Origin of the sequence: Pseudomonas sp. CYM-20-01 (genome assembly GCF_023169845.1) — a bacterium.
GTDB classification, from domain to species: domain Bacteria; phylum Pseudomonadota; class Gammaproteobacteria; order Pseudomonadales; family Pseudomonadaceae; genus Aquipseudomonas; species Aquipseudomonas azotoformans.
The window spans coordinates 2,740,037-2,758,720 of sequence record NZ_AP025169.1 but is presented as its reverse complement, the minus strand read 5'-3'; the positions used below and the strand labels follow the sequence as shown (position 1 = coordinate 2,758,720).

16 protein-coding genes are annotated in these 18,684 nt (G+C 62.8%); 8 read left to right on the top strand and 8 right to left on the bottom strand.

The genetic code is table 11. The features are described 5' to 3' along the window. Positions 1 to 135: 135 nt before the first annotated feature. Both rtcR and M2497_RS12580 read left to right on the top strand, forming a co-directional pair. The gene (rtcR, locus tag M2497_RS12585) at positions 136 to 1,716 is read left to right on the top strand and encodes an RNA repair transcriptional activator RtcR (RefSeq protein WP_248487789.1); all 1,581 of its coding nucleotides are present in this window, start codon (positions 136 to 138) and stop codon (positions 1,714 to 1,716) included. Between the two features lie 350 nt (positions 1,717 to 2,066). Further along, positions 2,067 to 2,375, top strand: a complete 309-nt coding sequence (locus M2497_RS12580; RefSeq protein WP_248487788.1) for a hypothetical protein — start codon at positions 2,067 to 2,069, stop codon at positions 2,373 to 2,375. A 705-nt stretch (positions 2,376 to 3,080) separates the two neighbouring features. Here M2497_RS12580 and M2497_RS12575 read toward each other — a convergent pair. Then, a complete protein-coding gene (locus M2497_RS12575; RefSeq protein WP_248488195.1) occupies positions 3,081 to 5,042 on the bottom strand; it encodes a sigma 54-interacting transcriptional regulator in 1,962 nt (653 codons plus the stop codon). 186 nt (positions 5,043 to 5,228) lie between these two features. On the opposite strand from M2497_RS12575, the gene M2497_RS12570 reads away from it, so the two are divergent. Genes M2497_RS12570 through M2497_RS12560 form a run of 3 tightly spaced genes read left to right on the top strand, consistent with a single transcriptional unit; the run spans position 5,229 to position 7,955 of the window. Next, a complete protein-coding gene (locus M2497_RS12570; protein ID WP_248487787.1) occupies positions 5,229 to 6,233 on the top strand; it encodes a Gfo/Idh/MocA family oxidoreductase in 1,005 nt (334 codons plus the stop codon). Continuing rightward, positions 6,230 to 7,009, top strand: coding sequence for a TIM barrel protein (locus M2497_RS12565; RefSeq protein WP_248487786.1), 780 nt, complete (start codon positions 6,230 to 6,232; stop codon positions 7,007 to 7,009). The genes M2497_RS12570 and M2497_RS12565 overlap by 4 nt, the downstream gene beginning before the upstream one ends. Positions 7,010 to 7,028: 19 nt before the next feature. Next, entirely contained in the window at positions 7,029 to 7,955 is a 927-nt protein-coding gene (locus tag M2497_RS12560; protein WP_248487785.1) for a sugar ABC transporter substrate-binding protein, read from the top strand. A gap of 91 nt (positions 7,956 to 8,046) precedes the next feature. Here the strand turns inward: M2497_RS12560 and yghU are convergent, their stop codons facing one another. Next, a complete protein-coding gene (gene yghU / locus M2497_RS12555) occupies positions 8,047 to 8,874 on the bottom strand; it encodes a glutathione-dependent disulfide-bond oxidoreductase (protein WP_248487784.1) in 828 nt (275 codons plus the stop codon). A gap of 102 nt (positions 8,875 to 8,976) precedes the next feature. Beyond that, positions 8,977 to 10,200 (bottom strand): MFS transporter, encoded by a 1,224-nt coding sequence (locus M2497_RS12550; RefSeq protein ID WP_248487783.1) that lies wholly within the window; start codon positions 10,198 to 10,200, stop codon positions 8,977 to 8,979. Between the two features lie 100 nt (positions 10,201 to 10,300). Here M2497_RS12550 and M2497_RS12545 point away from each other — a divergent pair, with 100 nt between their 5' ends. Both M2497_RS12545 and M2497_RS12540 read left to right on the top strand, forming a co-directional pair. Beyond that, positions 10,301 to 11,263, top strand: a complete 963-nt coding sequence (locus M2497_RS12545; RefSeq protein ID WP_248487782.1) for an AraC family transcriptional regulator — start codon at positions 10,301 to 10,303, stop codon at positions 11,261 to 11,263. A gap of 102 nt (positions 11,264 to 11,365) precedes the next feature. Continuing rightward, a complete protein-coding gene (locus M2497_RS12540; protein WP_248487781.1) occupies positions 11,366 to 11,962 on the top strand; it encodes a glutathione S-transferase in 597 nt (198 codons plus the stop codon). 151 nt (positions 11,963 to 12,113) lie between these two features. On the opposite strand, the gene M2497_RS12535 is transcribed toward M2497_RS12540, so the two are convergent. Further along, on the bottom strand, positions 12,114 to 12,881 hold the full coding sequence (locus M2497_RS12535) for an SDR family oxidoreductase (RefSeq protein WP_248487780.1): 768 nt from the start codon (positions 12,879 to 12,881) through the stop codon (positions 12,114 to 12,116). Between the two features lie 137 nt (positions 12,882 to 13,018). Here M2497_RS12535 and M2497_RS12530 point away from each other — a divergent pair, with 137 nt between their 5' ends. Continuing rightward, positions 13,019 to 14,167 (top strand): aldose epimerase family protein, encoded by a 1,149-nt coding sequence (locus tag M2497_RS12530; RefSeq protein ID WP_248487779.1) that lies wholly within the window; start codon positions 13,019 to 13,021, stop codon positions 14,165 to 14,167. Between the two features lie 116 nt (positions 14,168 to 14,283). Here the strand turns inward: M2497_RS12530 and araH are convergent, their stop codons facing one another. From araH to M2497_RS12510, 4 genes are read right to left on the bottom strand one after another with little or no spacing between them, the layout of a single operon-like run. Then, positions 14,284 to 15,252 (bottom strand): L-arabinose ABC transporter permease AraH, encoded by a 969-nt coding sequence (gene araH, locus M2497_RS12525; RefSeq protein WP_248487778.1) that lies wholly within the window; start codon positions 15,250 to 15,252, stop codon positions 14,284 to 14,286. A gap of 9 nt (positions 15,253 to 15,261) precedes the next feature. Next, entirely contained in the window at positions 15,262 to 16,764 is a 1,503-nt protein-coding gene (gene araG, locus M2497_RS12520) for an L-arabinose ABC transporter ATP-binding protein AraG (protein ID WP_248487777.1), read from the bottom strand. Continuing rightward, entirely contained in the window at positions 16,761 to 17,765 is a 1,005-nt protein-coding gene (locus M2497_RS12515) for a substrate-binding domain-containing protein (RefSeq protein WP_248487776.1), read from the bottom strand. Before M2497_RS12515 ends, araG begins: the two co-directional genes overlap by 4 nt. 36 nt (positions 17,766 to 17,801) lie before the next feature. Continuing rightward, entirely contained in the window at positions 17,802 to 18,665 is an 864-nt protein-coding gene (locus M2497_RS12510) for an SMP-30/gluconolactonase/LRE family protein (protein ID WP_248487775.1), read from the bottom strand. Positions 18,666 to 18,684: the final 19 nt, after the last annotated feature.

Here is an 18,684-nt window from a genome sequence, read left to right as displayed (position 1 = left end):
CCGGGCTTAAAGTTTTTAAGCTATTGTTTTATATCGATATTTTTAATGTAAACGCATTGAAGCGTTGAAAACCGATGACAAGGGCCTCACGCCATTCATATCCTTGGCTATCGTTATTTATATTTTGGTCTAGTCATGAAACACAAGCGCACAGTCGCCATCGGGTTTATCGGGTCCAAGCTGGATCGCGTCGGCAAGGGCGCCAACCGCTGGAATCACTGGCGCCCCAGCGTCGGCCTGTGCCAGCAAGATAACCTGCAGGTCGATCGCCTGGAGCTGATCCACGACATCGACGCCCGTGACGTCAGCCTCGCCGAGCGGATACGCGCCGACATCCAGCAGATCTCGCCCACCACCGAGGTGCGCCTGCACCCCATGCCACTGAACGACCCCTGGGATTTCGAAGAGGTCTACGGCGCGCTGCACGACTTCACCGCCGCCTACACCTTCGACACCGACCATGAGGACTACCTGGTCCACATCACCACCGGCACCCACGTGGCCCAGATTTGCTGGTTCCTGCTCACCGAGGCACGCAACCTGCCGGCGCGGCTGATCCAGACCACCCCCCTTCGCCGCCGTGACGACACCGCACCGGCCGCGGGCACCCACGCCCTGATCGATCTCGACCTGTCACGCTACGACCGCATCGCCTCGCGCTTCGCCCACCAGCGCCTGGAAGGCCTGGCCTTCCTCAAGTCAGGGATTGCCACGCGCAACAGTGCGTTCAATACCACCATCGAACAGATCGAGCGCGTGGCCGTGCGTTCCACCGCGCCCATGCTGCTGATCGGCCCCACCGGCGCGGGCAAATCCTTTCTCGCCCGGCGCATTTACGAACTCAAGCGCAGCCGCCACCAAGTGCAGGGGCGCTTCGTGGAAGTCAACTGCGCCACCCTGCGCGGCGATGGCGCGATGTCAGCACTGTTCGGGCATACCAAGGGCGCCTTCACCGGCGCGCAGAACGCCCGCGACGGCCTGCTGCGCGCGGCGGACGGCGGCATGTTGTTCCTCGATGAAATCGGCGAGCTGGGCCTGGATGAACAGGCGATGCTACTCAAGGCCATCGAAGAAAAACGCTTTTACCCCATGGGCGCCGACCGTGAAGTGGCCAGCGACTTCCTGATCATCGCCGGCACCCACCGCGACCTGCGCGGGCGTGTGGCCGAAGGGCTGTTTCGCGAAGACCTGTATGCGCGCATCAACCTGTGGACCTTTGACCTGCCGGGCCTGACGGGAAGGCGCGAGGATATCGAGCCCAATATCGACTTCGAACTGGAGCGCCACGCCCGCGAGCAAGGTCGTCGCGTGCGCTTTAATCTAGAGGCGCGCCGCCGCTACCTGGCGTTCGCCTGTTCCAGCGAAGCGGCATGGCTGGGCAACTTTCGCGAGCTGTCGGCCTCCATCACACGCATGGCCACCCTGGCCGACAGCGGGCGTATTGATGAAGCCCAGGCTGAAGAGGAAATCCAACGCCTGCGCTACGCCTGGGGGCTGACCGAAACCCATGCGCTGCTACCGGCCGATCTGGACCTGTTCGACCAATTGCAACTCAAGGCCGTAATCGACGTGTGCCTGCAATCCGACAGCCTTTCCGACGCCGGCCGCCGACTGTTCGGTGTGTCACGCCAGGCCAAGGCACAACCCAATGACGCAGACCGCCTGCGCAAATACCTGGCCCGCTTTGCCATTGAATGGAAACAGTTGAAGCCATAGGCCTGCGAGACGACCCGCCAGGGGGCGGTTAGTGGCATTTGGTCATGGTTTGTAAAGGGCCAGCAAGGCAGGTCCCTTTTAATTGCAGGACGTTTCCTAGACAATCCTCGCCGCCTTGTGCCTGCTGGAATCGGTGGCTAGTCTGCGGTCCGTCGCTGGTTTTTCAGCGATCGGGTTTAGCAGCCCGACATCAATAGGCACACGGCTCACATCTGCGTTTATGGTGGCTGTGCGCGGGGCACCTTCGGGTGCGCTGGTTTTCCTATTGACCGGTCTGCTAACCCGCGTACAGCTGCCACCCTCGTTTAGCAGCGTTGGCGGTAGCTTCTTTGCTCAATAGGAGTTGCACCATGGACAAAGCCCTACCCGATCCACCCTTCGCCCCCGCCAAAGACCGCGCCGCCTTCAACCGCGCCATCGATCACTACCTGCCCACCCAGGGCTTCCACTCCATCAACGAAGACCTGAGCTTCGAAGACGCTCTGCTCTACACCGCCAGCTTGCTCGACAGTGCATCGGCGACCGCGCTGGATTGTGGAGATACACTGGATAATCCCGAGCGGGCGAAGATCCTGGCGGTGTGGCATTTACTGGAGATTGCCAAGACCACCGTGGATCGCTCCATCGAGTGCCTGACTCCCCCTAAGACAACCGCCTAAATACGATTAACCCTGCGAGAACTGGCTTGCCTGCGATGGCCATAGGCACCGACACAACGCTGTAGCAACCAACGCTAACCACGATGCGAAGCGAGTCGCTCTTGATCCTGATCTTGATCTCGCTTTTGATCTAAGGCGCCCCGTCAAACACGCTGGCCGGAATTCGACAGGGATTTGGGGGGTAAACCGGCAGGGATGCCGGTTTAGCCGCCCCGCGCCATGGATGGCGCGTGGCGGCGGCCCCCCAAATACCTGTCGGATTACGGGCACACCGAGCGTGAGCGAGGTGCCGAGTGTTGGGGCAAGAGCGTTTTGCTTACTTTTGCGCTCTTCAAAAGTGAGCCGCTGTAAAAGCGGAACCCATAGTGGCCGTTACCTAAATAACGGATATGTACCCGGTCTGATCCAACATCCTGATCGTCTACCAGGCCGCCAGCGGGAGCAAGCTCCCTCGCCACAGGTCCAGCGCCATACCCGAAATTGTGTAGATACAGAGGCCCCGATGGCGCTGAGTCAGTCACCTGATGAATCGAATGACACACCGTTATCGGGGGCAAGCCCCCTCCCACAGGTCCAGCGCCAGCCCCAGAATTGTGTAGATACCAAGGCCCCGATGGCGCTGAATCAGTCACCTGATGAATCGACTGACACACCGCTATCGGGAGCAAGCCCCCTCCCACATTTGAACTGCGCCAGGCTTAAATCTCAGTCACTACGAAAATCCCCGGCATTCAGCCCAAACCGACTCATCTTGTTGTACAGCCCGCCCCGCGACACGTTCAGTTGCCGCGCAGCCAGGCGGATATTGCCACCGGTGCTTTTAAGCGCGGCGACGATGGCGTGCATTTCGTGACTGCTCAGGTCCAGGGCGGGGTGCGGTTCGTAGCCGCGCAGCGGGGCGCGTTGGCGGCTTTCCAATGGCAGGTCCACCGGTTCGATCAGCGCCCCCGTCGCCAAGTTGGTCGCCCGCTCGATGCTGTTTTCCAACTCGCGCACATTGCCCGGCCAGCCATAGGCCGAGAGCAATGCCATCGCCTCCGGTGAAAAGCCCTGCACCGACTTACGCAACGAGCGTGCACAGCGGGCCAGAAAGTGCCGCGCCAGCAGCGGAATGTCTTCACGGCGCATGCGCAGTGGCGGAACGGTCAGGTTGAGCACGTTGAGGCGGTAGTAGAGGTCTTCGCGAAACGCGCCTTCCGCTACCGCCTGGCTGAGGTTGCGGTGGGTGGCGGCGATGATGCGCACGTCCACTTGCCGCGAATTTTTCGCGCCGACACGGGTGATCTCACCTTCCTGCAACACCCGCAGCAAGCTCACCTGGGCATCGAAGGACATGTCGCCAATCTCATCCAGAAAAATCGTACCGCCATCCGCCAGTTCAAACTTACCCGCCGAGCCGCCACGCGCCGAGCCGGTAAACGCGCCTTCGACATGCCCGAACAGCTCGCTTTGCACCAGGTCGCGTGGAATCGCGCCGCAGTTGACCGCCACAAACGGGCCGTTGCAGCGGTCGCTGCCGTTGTGGATGGCCTGGGCGAACAGCTCCTTGCCGGTGCCGCTTTCACCCAGGATCAGCGTGGTGGAATCACTGCGACTGGCGATGCGCCCCAAGTGCAGCGCGTCCTGGATCGCCCGCGAGTGTCCCTGGATGGTGTCGAAGGTGTAGCTGGCCTGGGTGCCGATGAGGCGCCGGGTGATTTCGCGGATGCGGCGGTTCTCCCGCAGTGACACGATCACCCCGCCCTGCTCCAGCGGGCACACCGAGACCAGGCAGGCGAGTTGGCTGCGGTTGTGCAGGTGGAAGGTGCAGTCGAGGTCGCGAACGGCCTCGCCCATCGAGTCGCTCAATTCGCTGCGCCCCAACTGCTGAAACGGCTGACCGATCAGCTCCAGCCCCACCCCGAACAGGTGCCGGGCATAGCGGTTAAGCGCCTTGATGCAGCCACGCTCATCCAGCACCACCAGGCCTTCGTTGAGCACTTCGAGGACGGTTTGCTGTTCTTCCAACAGACCTTGCAGGGCCATCTGCCGCGATACGGCATCGGCCGCAGCCTGCACCGTGCCGAGGGTATGGAAGTGAAACCAGCCGGGCTCGGCGGTGAGGGTCAGCATGGCCAGGGTCTGGCCTTGAGCATTCTTGATCGGCGCAGCGGCGCAGTGCATGCGGCGCTGGCGCAGGCCGATACCGAAGTTTTCCTCGGCCAGCACGTACACCAAGCGATCTTCGGCCAGCGCCAGGCCGGTGCAGTTGGTGCCTTGTACCGATTCCAGCAGACGACTGCCCACGGGGGTGATGTCCAGCCCGCAGAAATACAGGGTGGTGCCGTCGGCATCGGTAAGGTTGATATGGCCTCGCGGGTTGTAGGCCAGCAAACCTCGCATGACTTGCGCGGCGGCGGCGATCAGCACGCGGTGGGTGGTCTGGGTGGCGGCCAGGGTTTCGGCGGCCACGAAGCGGTACGCGTTGTCTGCCGGGTCGATACCGGCCTCGACGCTGCGCCGCCACGAATCCCAGATCACTTGGCGCACGTGCGCCGGGCGCTCGACCTGACCGGCCAGGCAGTCACGCCAGGCCTGCTCCAGCGCGGCCACTGGGCCATCATTCAGCGCAGCAGGCCCAAGGGCTGCGAGGTAGTCGAGGTCTTGCACGCTGAACGCCATGCTCATTGGGGCGGTATCCATGTCCATGTTTTTGACATGTCAGTATAGACATGTTCATTAAATGAACACTATTTGCTTATGAATAATAATAAATCGCTATTTATCAATGTGTTATGAATTGGCACAAGCCTTGCTCCTACCCCTTCGCCCACCAGGACCGTCCTGGGGCCAATAACAACAAGGGGTTATTTCATGAGTACACAGCACATCCGCCTGGGTTTGATCGGTGCCGGTCGCATGGGCAGCTTCCACGGCCTGACCGCCGCTCGGCATATCCCCGGCGCCAGCCTGGCGGCGATTGCCGACCCGACGCCAGGCCAGGCCGCCCGCCTCGCCGCTGAACTGGGCGTGAGCAAGGTTTACACCGACCCTCAACAATTGCTCGACGACCCGGACATCGACGGCGTACTCATCGCCGCCCCCGCCCGCAGCCACGCCGAGCTGGTGATCAGCGCGGCCCGCGCGGGCAAAGGGATCTTCTGCGAAAAACCCATGGCCATCACCCTGGATGAGGCCGACCGTGCCATCGCGGCCGCGGCCGATGCGCGGGTGCCGCTGCAGGTCGGTTTCAACCGGCGTTTCGCCAAGAGCTTTCGCACCGCGCACCTCGACGTCGCCGCCGGCCGCATCGGCACCCCGCAGCTGCTGCGCTCGCTGACCCGCGACCCGGCGCTGAACAACCCGGCCGCTTCGCCGCAATGGGTGATCTTCCTCGAGACCCTGATCCACGATTTCGACACGCTGCGCTACCTCAACCCCGGCGCCGAGGCGGTGCAGGTCTACGTGATGGCTGACGCACTGATCGCGCCCGATTACAAAAACAAAGGCTTCCTCGACACCGCTGTGGTTGCGATCCGCTTCGACAACGGCGCCATCGCCACTGCCGAAGCCAATTTCCAGGCCGTGTATGGCTACGACGTGCGCGGCGAAGTGTTCGGCAGCGCCGGCATGCTGAGCATGGGCAGCCTTAACGAGTCCGACTTGGTGCGCTACCTCGCCCAAGGCATCCAGGCCGACACCCAGCGCCTGGACACCGACCTGTTGCGCGACGCCTACATCACCGAGCTCAACCACTTTGTCGACTGCCTGCGCAGCGGCGCCAAACCGATGGCCAGTGGCGAAGACGCGCGCGCAGCCCTGGCGATTGCCCGTGCGTGCATCGAGTCGTTCGAAACCGGCAAGGCGGTGGCGGTATGAGCCCGTTCAAGCTGGCGGTCAGCGCCGAGATGGTGTTTCTCGACCTGCCCTTTGTCGAGCGCGTAAAGCGCATTCACGCGCTGGGGTTCAGCGCCGAAATCTGGAACTGGACAGACAAGGACATCGCCGCCCTGGCCGCCACCGGCGCCGACTTCACCTCCATGACCGGCTACATCAGCGGCACCCTCACCGACCCCGATGGCATCCGCCAACTGCTCGACAGCGCCCGCGAATCCCTGGGGGTAGCCGAGCGGTTGAGTTGCCCCAGCCTCAACCTGCACGGCACCGGCCTGGGCGAAGGCGGCCTGCCCGTTCAACCGGTGAGCCGGACCACCGGGCGCATGTGGCTGAGCGCCTGCAAGACCCTGGAAAAAATCGCCCGCCTGGGGCAGGACGCCGGCCGTGTGTTCCTGCTGGAAAACCTCAACACCGAGGTCGATCACCCCGGCACGCCATTCGCCCGCGCCGACGACACTCTGGCGTTGATCAAGGCCGTGGGCAGCCCGCATTTGAAGATGAACCTGGACCTGTACCACGCGCAGATCGGCGAAGGAAACCTGATCGAGCTGATCCAGCGCGCCGGCCCGCACATCGGTGAAATCCAGGTGGCCGACGTGCCGGGGCGCCAGGAGCCCGGCACCGGCGAAATCCACTACCCGGCCATCGCCCGGGCCTTGCATGCCATGGGCTACAGCGGCGTGGTCGGCCTGGAAGGCTGGGCCAGCGGTGACAGTGAGTTGGCCCTGGCACGTTTCCGCCAGGCGTTCACCCTATAACAATAAAAGGAACCCCCTTATGAACCGCTATTCATTGCTTGCTGCCACGCTGTTGCTGCTGTTCAGCCAATGGACCTTCGCCGCCTATCGCATTGGCGTGAGCATCGCCCGGGTCGACGATAACTTCATGACCTACGTGCGCACCGGCCTCGAAGCCGCCGCCAAGCAGCAGGATGTGCAGATCCAGTTCGAAGACGCCCAGGGCGACGTGGTGCGCCAGCTCAATCAGGTCGAAGGCTTTCTCAACCAGAAGGTCGACGCGGTGATCGTGCTGCCGGTGGACACCGCCGCCACCGCCAACATGACCCGCGCCGCCGTCACCGCCAAGACGCCACTGGTGTACGTCAACCGCCACCCGGACGAACGCACCCTGCCCAAAGGCGTGGTCACCGTGGCCTCCAACGACATCGAGGCCGGGCAGTTGCAGATGCGCTACCTGGCGGAAAAACTCGGTGGCAAGGGCAACGTGGCAATCATCATGGGCGACCTCGCACAGAACGCCACCCACGACCGCACCGAGGGCGCCAAACAGGTGCTCAAGGACTTTCCCGGGATCAAGGTGGTCGAGCAGCAAAGCGCCGAATGGCTGCGCAGCAAGGGCATGGACCTGACCAGCAACTGGCTGCTGGCGGGCACGCAGTTCGATGCCATCGTGGCCAACAACGATGAAATGGCGATTGGTGCGGCCATGGCTTTACAGCAAGCGGGCAAAGCCAAGGGCGATGTGGCGATTGTGGGCATCGATGGCTTGCCCGACGGGCTGGCGGCGATCAAGCGCGGCTTGCTGACGGCCTCGGTGTTCCAGGACCCGAAGGCCCAGGCCACACAGGCCTTGCAGGCGGCGGTGCGAATGATCAAGGGCGAGGCGATTGAGCCGGAGGTGTGGGTGCCGTTTGAACTGATCAAGCCGGAGCAGGTGGCGGTGTTCGAGCAGCGCTACAAATAAATGTGGGAGGGGGCTTGCTCCCGATGAGGGTGGGTCAGTCGATACATCCGTGCCTGATCCACCGCTATCGGGAGCAAGCCCCCTCCCACACTCAGTCCAGGTCGCTTGCGTCATGGCGTTCGGGTAACTGCTCCTCGCCAGACACCCGATTCACCCGCCGTCCACGCTGCACCGCCGGCCGTGCTTCAATCGCATCGGCCCAGCGCAGCACGTGCTTGTATTCATGCACCGAGAGGAACTCCGCCGCGCCGTACAAACGGCCTTTGACCAACCCGCCATACCAGGGCCAGATCGCGATATCGGCGATGGTGTATTCATCACCCGCGATGTATTGGCTCACCGCCAGGCGCTGGTCGAGCACATCGAGCTGACGCTTGGTCTCCATGGCAAAGCGGTCGATCGCATATTCCATCTTGCTCGGCGCATACGCATAGAAGTGGCCGAAACCACCGCCTAGGTAGGGCGCGCTGCCCATCTGCCAGAACAACCACGACAGGCATTCGGCGCGGGCCGCCGGCTCGGTGGGGAAGAACGCGCCAAACTTCTCGGCCAGGTACTGCAGGATCGCTCCGGACTCGAACACCCGAATCGGCGTGGCGTCGCTGCGGTCCAGCAGTGCCGGGATCTTGGAGTTGGGGTTCACCCCCACGAAGCCGCTGCCGAACTGGTCGCCGTCACCGATCTTGATCAGCCAGGCATCGTACTCCGCGCCGCTGTGCCCCAGGGCCAACAGCTCTTCCAGCAGGATCGTGACCTTCTGCCCGTTGGGCGTGGCCAGGGAGTACAACTGCAGTGGATGCTTGCCCACCGGCAATTCCTTTTCATGGGTCGCGCCGGCCACAGGGCGGTTGATGCTGGCGAAAGTGCCGCCATTCTCGGTGTCCCAGGTCCACACTTTCGGGGGTACGTAATCGGTCATGCTTACTGCTCCAAATGTGCTTGCGTTCAACGAAGCGCTCCAGACTAAACCAAAGGTCGATGGCTCGTCACACCGTGAATACGGCCAATCTCCAGGCTGACGTCAAAGATGCAGCGGTGCACCCACGGCGTCATTGCCCGGCACTGTTACCCGCAGTGCAATCAACAGGGCAGCCAACAGCATCAACACACCGGCGCCGAGAAACACGCCGCTGATGCCACTGAGACTGAACATCGCGCCCCCTCCGGCCGCGCCCGCCGCAATGGCCGATTGCACGGACGCCACCACCATGCCGCCGGCACTTTCAGCTTGATCCGGTACAGCGCGGGCCACCCAGTTCGACCACGCCACGGGCACCCCGCCAAAGGCCATGCCCCACAGCGCCAGCAGCAACGCCTGGCCTGGCAGCGAGGCCGGCAGCAACACCAGGGCCAGCGCCGCGACGCCTACCAACACCGGCATCAGCACCAGCGTGCCGCGCGGATAACGCACCAGCATCCAACCGGCCAACAGCGTGCCGACGAAATTGGCGGCGCCGAAGCCCAGCAGCATCAAGGCCAGCCCTTCGGTGCCCACGCCCGTGGTGCTTTCCAGGAAGGGCCGGATGTAGGTGAACAACGCAAAGTGCCCGGTGTGCACCAGCACGCAGCCCAACATGCCGATGGCGATGCCTGGACGCAGCAGCACATCCAGCACCGTGCGCAAGCGTGCACTGCCCGTGGGAGCCAGGCGCGGCAGCGTGAACAGCTGGAACACCAGCGTCACCGTGCCGACCGCTGCCGCTGCCACAAATGCACTGCGCCAGCCGTACACGCCGCCGAGGTAGCTGCCCAGCGGCACGGCAACCACCGTGCCCACGGCAATCCCACTGAAGATGATCGACAGCGCCCGGGGCAGCAGCGCCGCCGGCACCAGGCGCATCGCGACAGCCGCCGCCATGCTCCAGAAGCCGCCCAGGGCAACCCCCAGCAGGATGCGCATCAACAGCAGCACCGCCAGGCTGGAAGAAAACGCCACCAACAGGTTGGAAGCAATCATCAGCAGGGAAAAACCCAGCAGCACCACGCGCCGGTCGATTCCACGCGTCAGGCCCGGCACCAGCAACCCGGCGAACAACGCCACCACCGCCGTCACAGTCACGGCCTGCCCGGCCAGCGCCTCCGACACGCCAAGGTCCATCGCCATTGGCGTCAGCAGGCTGGCCGGCAGGTATTCGGCCGTCAACAAGCCGAACACCCCCATGGCCAGGGAAAACACCGCCATCCAGGCGGGCGCATCGGGCGCCACCTGGGCAGGGTGAGCGGCTTGGGCTACACAATCATTCATCACACGACATCCTCGGTCATTAGCACGACGGCCAGTCTAGGTTTGCCAACCCGGATGATCTATGATTCAAACACTTTAGTTTTTGACCGAAACCCCGAACATGACTGCAGCGGCACCGTTCACCCTGTCCTCCGACCTTATCGACGAACTGCTGCGCGGCATGCGCCTGCGCGGCGTGCAGTATCGACGTATCCAGGCCGGGCCGAGCTTCGGCATGGGCTTTGACGCCAGACCGGGGCATGCCTACTTCCATTTCCTTGCCGCAGGGACAGCCACCCTGCGCACCGACGACGACAGCCTGTTCGAATTGTCCGCGGGCAATGCCGTGTTCATCTCCCACGGCGGTGCCCATGCGCTGCTGTCCAGTGCGGACAGGCCGGTGCAGGACATCGGAGGCTTTGACGCGACGTCGCTGGGCGATAGCGTCTGCGCTGTGGATGCATCACCGGACTCGCCGCCACGTACCTTGCTGTTCAGTGCCTGCATGGAGTTCGAACTCGGCAGTCTCCAGGGGCTGGGCAGCCTGATGCCGGCCTTGATGCTGATCGATGCCCAGGGCCAGCGTTACCCCGGCCTGATGCCGATCCTGGCGGTGATGGAACGCGAAGTCGCCACGGCTCGCGTCGGCTACCCCGGCATCCTCACGCGCCTGGCCGATGTGGTGGCCGCCATGATTGTGCGGGGTTGGGTGGAGTGTGCCTGCGGCAATGCCTCGGGGCTGGTGGCGGCGTTGCGCGACCCACGGTTGGCGGGCGCCCTGCTCGTGCTGCACCAGCAACCCGGGCGCGATTGGAGCGTGGCCGAACTGGCCGCGCAGTGTCATACCTCCCGCTCGGTATTCGCCGAACGCTTCCAGGCGACCTTGGGTATCCCGCCACTGCGCTACATGACGGAACTGCGCATGCGCCTGGCCAGCCAATGGCTGACCCTGGAGCGTTTACCCATCGAAGAAGTGGCGCTGCGCCTGGGCTACACCTCCCAGGCGGCGTTCAGTCGTGCATTCAAGCGCATTACCGGCCAGCCACCGGGGGCCAGCCGGCAGAACATCAGGCGTCCTGCCTGAATGACCGCAGCCTGACCTTTGCAGGCAACATTCAGTCATTGCGCATGCCGATCCTGTGCCCTTACTCTCTGGAGCCATCACCTTGTGAGCAACGGAGGCTTCATGAAACTGATCGGCATGCTGGACTCGCCCTACGTACGCCGCGTGGCCATTTCCCTGGACCTGTACGGCGTGGATTTTGTGCATGAACCACTGTCGGTGTTCAGCACCTTCAGCGAGTTCGCCCAGATCAACCCGGTGGTCAAGGCCCCGACCCTGGTGCTGGATGACGGCACGGTGCTGATGGATTCCAGCCTGATCCTCGACTATCTGGAAACCCTGGCCCCGGCCGACAAAAAGCTGCTGCCCCCTTCCCCCGACGCCCGTGCCCATGACCTGCATATCCTTGGCCTGGCCCTGGCGGCCTGCGAGAAAAGCGTGCAGATCGTTTACGAACACAACCTGCGCCCGGCCGAAAAGCTGCATGCGCCCTGGCTGGATCGCGTCAGCGGCCAGTTGCTGGCGGCCTACTCGCTGCTGGAAAAACAACTGCCTGACAGTCAGGAGTTGACCCAGGCTTCCCTGACAGCGGCAGTCGCCTGGTCGTTCAGCCAGTTCACCGTGGCGTCGGTGGTCGAGGCCGATGCGTTCCCCAACCTGAAACGCCACGCCGAGCGCCTGGAACAGCACTCGGCTTTCAAGCGTTATCCAATCGAGTAGGCAAGCCAGTTCTAATGTGGGGGGCGGCGTGACGATTCGAATTGCCGCCGATAGCGTGGCCTCAGTCTGCACACCTGTTACTGAAACACTGCCATCGGGGGCAAGCCCCCTCCCACATCAGTTCAGTGTTGACTGAAGGATTGAGCCCGACTCAGACCCACCCACCATCCACAATAAAGTTCTGCGCCGAACACATCGCCGAGGCATCCGAGGCAAGAAACAACGCCATGTTGGCGATGTGTTCCGGCAACACACTCCCCGGCAAACATTGGCTGCGGCTGATCAGTTCCTTGGCGGCATCGTCGACCCACATCGCCAGTTGTTTTTCCGTCATCACCCAACCCGGCACCAGCGTGTTCACGCGGATGCGGCTCGGCCCCAATTCTCGGGCCAGGGCGCGGGTCATGCCGTGGGCGGCGGCCTTGCTCGCGGCGTACACCGGGTAGCCGGCCGAAGCCATCATCCAGCCCACCGAGCCGAGGTTGATGATCGCCCCACCGCCCGCGCCCTTCATCATTGGCACCACCGCCTTGGCGGCGAAGAAGGCGTGCTTGAGGTTGACGGAGATCAGCTGGTCGAACATCTGCGAGTCGACCTCCTCCAAGGTATGCCGCACGTCATTGGCGGCGTTGTTCACCAGTACGGTGATCGGCCCCAGGGAGTGTTCGAAACGAGTGATGGCGGCTTTATAGGCGATCTCGTCGGTGATGTCGCAATTGACGAATTCCACGCTGTGCCCGCGCGAACTCAACAGCGCCGCCAGGCGTTCGCCCTGGCTTTGTGCGCGGTCGACAAAGCCGACCTTGGCGCCTTGGGCCGCGAAGGCGCGCACCATGAATTCGCCGATGCCCGAGGCACCGCCGGAGACCAGGACGGTTTTGCCTTCAAGGTCGGGGTAAATGGCGTGCTGAGTCGTCATAAAAGGTTGCCTCGCTTAATTAGTCTTATTTTATTTTGCAAAAATGCGGTTTAAGGCTATAAATTCGCTGTCATATCGACAAAATATCGCACATTAGTAGAACTATTCCACTCAAAACAACAAAAGGAAGTTCGACCATGAAGCATCCTCGTTACCTGCTTTCGGGCCTCGCCCTGTCCATGCTGGTCGCCAGCGGCGGCGCCCAGGCAGCGGGCCTTACCAGCGAACACAAAGCGTTCGGTAAAACCAATGACGGCACCGCCGTCGAGCAGTACATCCTGCGTAACAGCCATGGCATGCAAGCCACGGTGATCACCTACGGTGGCGTGTTGCAGTCGCTGAAGGTGCCGGACAAAAATGGCAAGCTCGACGACGTGGTACTGGGCTTTGACGACGTGCAAGGCTATCAGAGCGGTACGGCGTTCTTCGGCGCAACCATCGGTCGTTTCGGCAACCGCTTGGCCGGCGGCGCCTTCGAACTCGACGGCAAGCGCTACCAGGTGCCACTCAACGACGGCCCCAACTCGCTGCATGGCGGCGCCCAGGGCTTCGACAAGCGGGTGTGGAAAGCCACGCCGGTCAAGGCCAAGGACTCGGTCGGCGTGACCCTCACCTACCTGTCCAAGGATGGCGAAATGGGCTTCCCCGGCAACCTGAAGACCGAAGTCACCTACCGCCTCAACGACAACAACGAACTGCACATCGACTACGCCGCCACCACCGACAAACCCACGGTGCTCAACCTCACCAACCACAGCTATTTCAACCTGGCCGGTGCGGGCAATGGCGACATCCTCAAGCAGGTCGCCACCTTGCATGCCAGCCATTACACGCCGGTGAATGCGACGCTGATTCCCACCGGCGAGCTGGCGCCGGTCAAGGGCACACCGATGGACTTCCTCACGCCGACGCCGATCGGCCAGCACATCAAGGACGATCACCCACAGCTCAAATTTGCCGAGCCGAAACAGGGTGGGTTCGACTTCAACTGGGCGCTGGACACCCAGGGTGATGTGAAGCAGTTGGCGGCCGAGGTGCATGATCCTGCCTCGGGGCGGCGCTTGCAGCTGTTTACCACGGAGCCTGGGGTGCAGTTTTATACCAGCAACTTCCTCGATGGATCGGTGAAGGGCAAGGCTGGCAAGACCTATCAGCACTGGAGCGGTTTTACGCTGGAGACCCAGCATTTTCCGGATGCGCCTAACCAGCCCAAGTTTGCATCCACTCGCCTGAACCCAGGTCAGACCTACACCCAGAACACCGTCTTCAAATTCTCCGCCGACTAAACTTGTGGGAGGGGGCTTGCCCCCGATAGCAGAGTGTCAAAGACAGAGATGCACACTGACACACCGCTATCGGGGGCAAGCCCCCTCCCACATTTGGAACTACATTTGGCTTGGGATCAGCGTTGTTTCATGCGATCGATGACCACCGCCAGCAGCAGGATCGAGCCGCGGATCACGTACTGGTAGAAGGTATCGATGTTCTTCAGGTTCATCGCATTCTCGATGATCGCCAAAATCAACACCCCGGCAATCACATGGCGGATCATCCCCACCCCACCACTCAACGACACCCCGCCCAGCACACAGGCCGAGATCACCGTCAGCTCAAAGCCCTGGCCGATCATCGGCTGGCCGGAGGTCATGCGTGACGCCAGGATCACCCCGGCCAACGCACCGATCACCCCGTGCATGGCAAAGATCAGGATCTTGGTGCGGTCCACATTCACGCCCGCCAGCAACGCCGCTTCCGGGTTGCCGCCGATGGCCATGGTGTTGCGCCCGTAGGTGGTGTAGTTGAGCAGCCAGCCAAAGAACAGGAAGCACAGGATCGTGATCAGGATCGGCACCGGCACCCCCAGCAACTGGCCGTTGCCGAAGATGAAGAACTGATCCTGGGACACACCCACCGCCTTGCCGTTGGCGAAGATGTACGCCAGGCCGCGCACGATCTGCATCGTCGCCAGGGTGGTGATCAGCGCGTTGACCCGCAGCTTGGCGATCACGATACCGTTGATCAGCCCCACCAGCAGGCCCATCAGCAAGGCGGCGCCAATGCCGAGCAGGACACTGTCGGTGTCGCGCATCACAATCGCCGCCACCACCCCGGCGCAGGCGATCACCGAGCCCACCGACAGGTCGAAATGCCCCGACGCCAGGCAGAACAGCATGGTGCAGGCCGCGATGCCCACGGTGGAAATCGCCAGGCCCAGGCCACGCATGTTCAGCGGTGACAGGAAGTTGTCGATCAGCAAGGCGCACAGCAAAAAGATGCTCACTGCCGCCAGCAGCATCGCCCAGTTATCCAGCAAGGCCCGCAGATCCAGAGGCTTGCGTGCCGTGGGCAGCACGTTGTGTTGAGTGGTCATAGTCGTCTCTCAGTTCGCCACGCTGCGCGGCAGGGCCAGTTGCAGCAGGTTGGATTCGGTAGCGTGCTCGCGGGTTTGTTCGCCGCGCATCGCGCCTTCGCACAGCACCAGGATGCGGTCGGAGATGCCCATCACTTCCATCAGGTCGCTGGACACCACAATCACCGCAATGCCCTGGGCCGCCAGGTTATGGATGATCTGGTAGATCTCGGCCTTGGCGCCGATATCGATGCCACGGGTCGGTTCGTCCAGCAGCAGCACTTTCATCGGCATCGACAGCCAGCGACCGAGAATGGCCTTCTGCTGATTGCCACCGGACAGGTACATGATCTTCTGCGCGGCGTTGGGTGTCTTGACCTTCATGGCCTGGATCTGCTGGTCGGCGTTGCCCTTTTCCCAGCCCTCGCGCAGCAGCCAGCCGAACCTGGAGTGGGCACCGCGTGCGCTGATATTGATGTTCTCGGCGACGCTGGACAGCGGAATGATGCCCTCTTTCTTGCGGTCTTCCGGGCACAGCAGCACGCCGGCGGCGATGGCATCCCTGGGCGAGCGCAGTTGCAGCGCCTGCCCGCACAAATGCAGGCTGCCGGCACTGGCGCGCTCCAGGCCGCTGAGCAGCCGGAACAGCTCGGTGCGCCCTGCCCCGACCAGCCCGAACAGGCCAAGGATCTCGCCCTTGCGCACGCTGAAACTGATCGGCTCACGCAGGCCGGGACCGAGCAGGCCATCGACCTTGAGCGCGACTTCGCCGTGCTCACGCGGGCGGTAGTCGTAGATGTCCTGGATGTCGCGACCGACCATGCAGGTCACCAGTTGGTCGTGGGTCAAAGCGCTCATGTCCTCGAACGTACGCACATACCGACCGTCCTTGAACACCGTGACGGCGTTGCAGATGCGGAACACTTCTTCCATGCGGTGCGACACATAGAGCACCACTTTGCCCTCATCGCGCAGGCGCGTGATGATCGCCATCAGGCGGTCGATTTCCCGCGCCGACAGGCTGCTGGTGGGCTCGTCGAAGGCGATCACCTGGGCGCCACGGGACAGCGCCTTGGCGATTTCCACCAATTGGCGCTGGCCCAGGGACAGACGTCCAAGTTTCTCGGCCGGGTCGATTTCATCCGCCAGCCCCTTGAGGCACGCGAGGGCCTGCTTGCGCAGGAGCCCCCGGTTGACCACGCCAAAACGCGACGGCAAGTGGCCGAGGAACAGGTTCTCGGCCACCGTCATTTCCGGCACCAGGTGCAACTCCTGGTGGATCACCGCCACGCCGCTGGCAATGCTGTCGGCGGCATTTCGGAAGGCCATGGCCTGCGCGCCGATCCGCAGCGTGCCGCTGCTGGGAATGTAGGCGCCGCCGAGGATCTTCAGCAGCGTCGACTTGCCCGCACCGTTCTCGCCCATCAGGGCGTGCACCTGCCCAGGGTGGGCGCTGAAGCTGATGCCATCCAGCGCCTTGACCCCAGGAAAGGTCTTGCCGATGCCGTCAAACTGCAGGACGGCAGCGGTCATTGCCACAACCCGATCTTGGTCAGTTCGTCCTTGAAATTGGCGCGGGTGATCAGCGTCACTTCGTCCATCGCCGTGTATTTCGCAGGCTCGGTGCCTTTAGTGACCCAATCGAACATCATCTTCGCAGTGTTGTAGCCCTCGATATGCGGGCTGGGCAGCATCGAGCCAAAGAAGCCGCTTTCAGGCTTTTTCAGTTCGCCAATGGCGTCGGTGCCATTGATGCCGATACCGATCACATTGGCAGCCTTGAAGCCGGCGCTTTCGGTGGCGCGTACGCCGCCCAGCACGGTGTTGTCGTTCATGCCGCCGGTGATCAGGTTTTTCGCGCCGCTGGGCAGCTTGACCAGGGCCGAGTTGGTGGCGTCCATGCTGCCGGGTACGTCGAGGGTCTTGGCGGCGGTGAACAGGATGTGGTCCTTGGGCATGCCGGCCTCTTCCAGGGATTTGACCGAGCCGTCGGTGCGTTTCTTGCCGGTGTCGAGTTCGTTGAAGGTGTTGATCACCGCGTAGGTGTCCTTCCAGTCCCAGCCGCGTTTTTTCGCTTCGGCCGCCATCGCGGCGCCCTGCTTCTGGCCCACTTCAAAGGCCGCCATGCCCAGGTACGGCACGTCCTCCATGAAGTTGCCCTTGGCGTCGACAAAGCGGTCATCCACGGCAATGACTTTCAAACCGTTGGCCTTGGCCTTGGCGACGATGGCCGGGCCGAGGGACACATCCGGCGGGCAGATCACAAAGCCCTTGGCACCGTTGGCAGCCAGGCTGTCGATGGCCGACAGGGTCTTCTCGCCATCGGGCACGGCGATCTTGATCACGGTGAAGCCATGCTCCTTGCCGGCTTTCTCGGCGAAGGCCCATTCGGTCTGGAACCACGGCTCCTCGGCCTGCTTGACCAGGAAACCGATCTTCACTTCTTCAGCGGCCAGCAACAGCCCGCTCAAGCTCATGGCCGAGACCGCCACAGCGGCGCAGCACAGGGAACGCAAACCACGACGACGATTCATACGGGTGACTCCTTGTTGTTGTTTTTAAACGGGGACTTATCCGGCAAAGCGATGACAGGGTGTTCCAGGCACATCGACCTCGATGGCCAACACCGCGCCATCCAAGGGGTGATCCAACGGGCTGGCCGCGCTGGTGATGTACAGAGTGGTCAGGTCCGGGCCACCAAACACACAACTGGTGGGGCGGCTGACGGGCAGTTCGATGATGCGCTCGACGGTGCCGTCGGGGGTCAAGCGCAGCAGGCAACTGCCATCCCAGCGGGCGTTCCAGATATAGCCTTGCACATCCATGGCTGAACCGTCCGGCCCGCCACGCTCGTGGGGACCGAACCACACCTGCGCGGATTCGAGTTGGCCGTCCGGCTGGATAGCGTGGCGGTACAGCGTGGCGTCCAGGCTGTCGCCGAAATGCACCTGCCGGCCGTCATCACTCCACAGCAAGGTATTGGGAATGCCCAGGCCGCTGAGCAACGGCGTGACCTGCGCATCGGCATCGATACGGAACAGGCCACCGGAGCGCCGGGTGATGGGCAGGTCTTCACCCTGCTCGCCGATGTTGTTCTGCATGGTGCCCAGCCACAGGCGGCCCTGGGCATCGCAGCGTGCTTCGTTGCCACGGTTGCCCGGTTGCGGGTCAGCCACGCACAGCAGGGTCAGGGCCTCGGTGGCCAGGTCGAGGCGATACACGCCGCTGCTCAGGGTCACCAGGGCATCGCCGCGTTCACACGGAATGAACGCCGAGACATGCTCGGGCAACTGCCATACCCGCAACTGCCCGCCCATCAGGCGCAGCGCCTGTTTGCCGGCGATATTCACCCAGTACAGCGCCTGGGTGGGCGCGTCCCAGAACGGCCCCTCGCCCAATTGCGCACGGTGCGGGGTAACGGCGATACACGACATGATGCCTCCTGGATTGTTG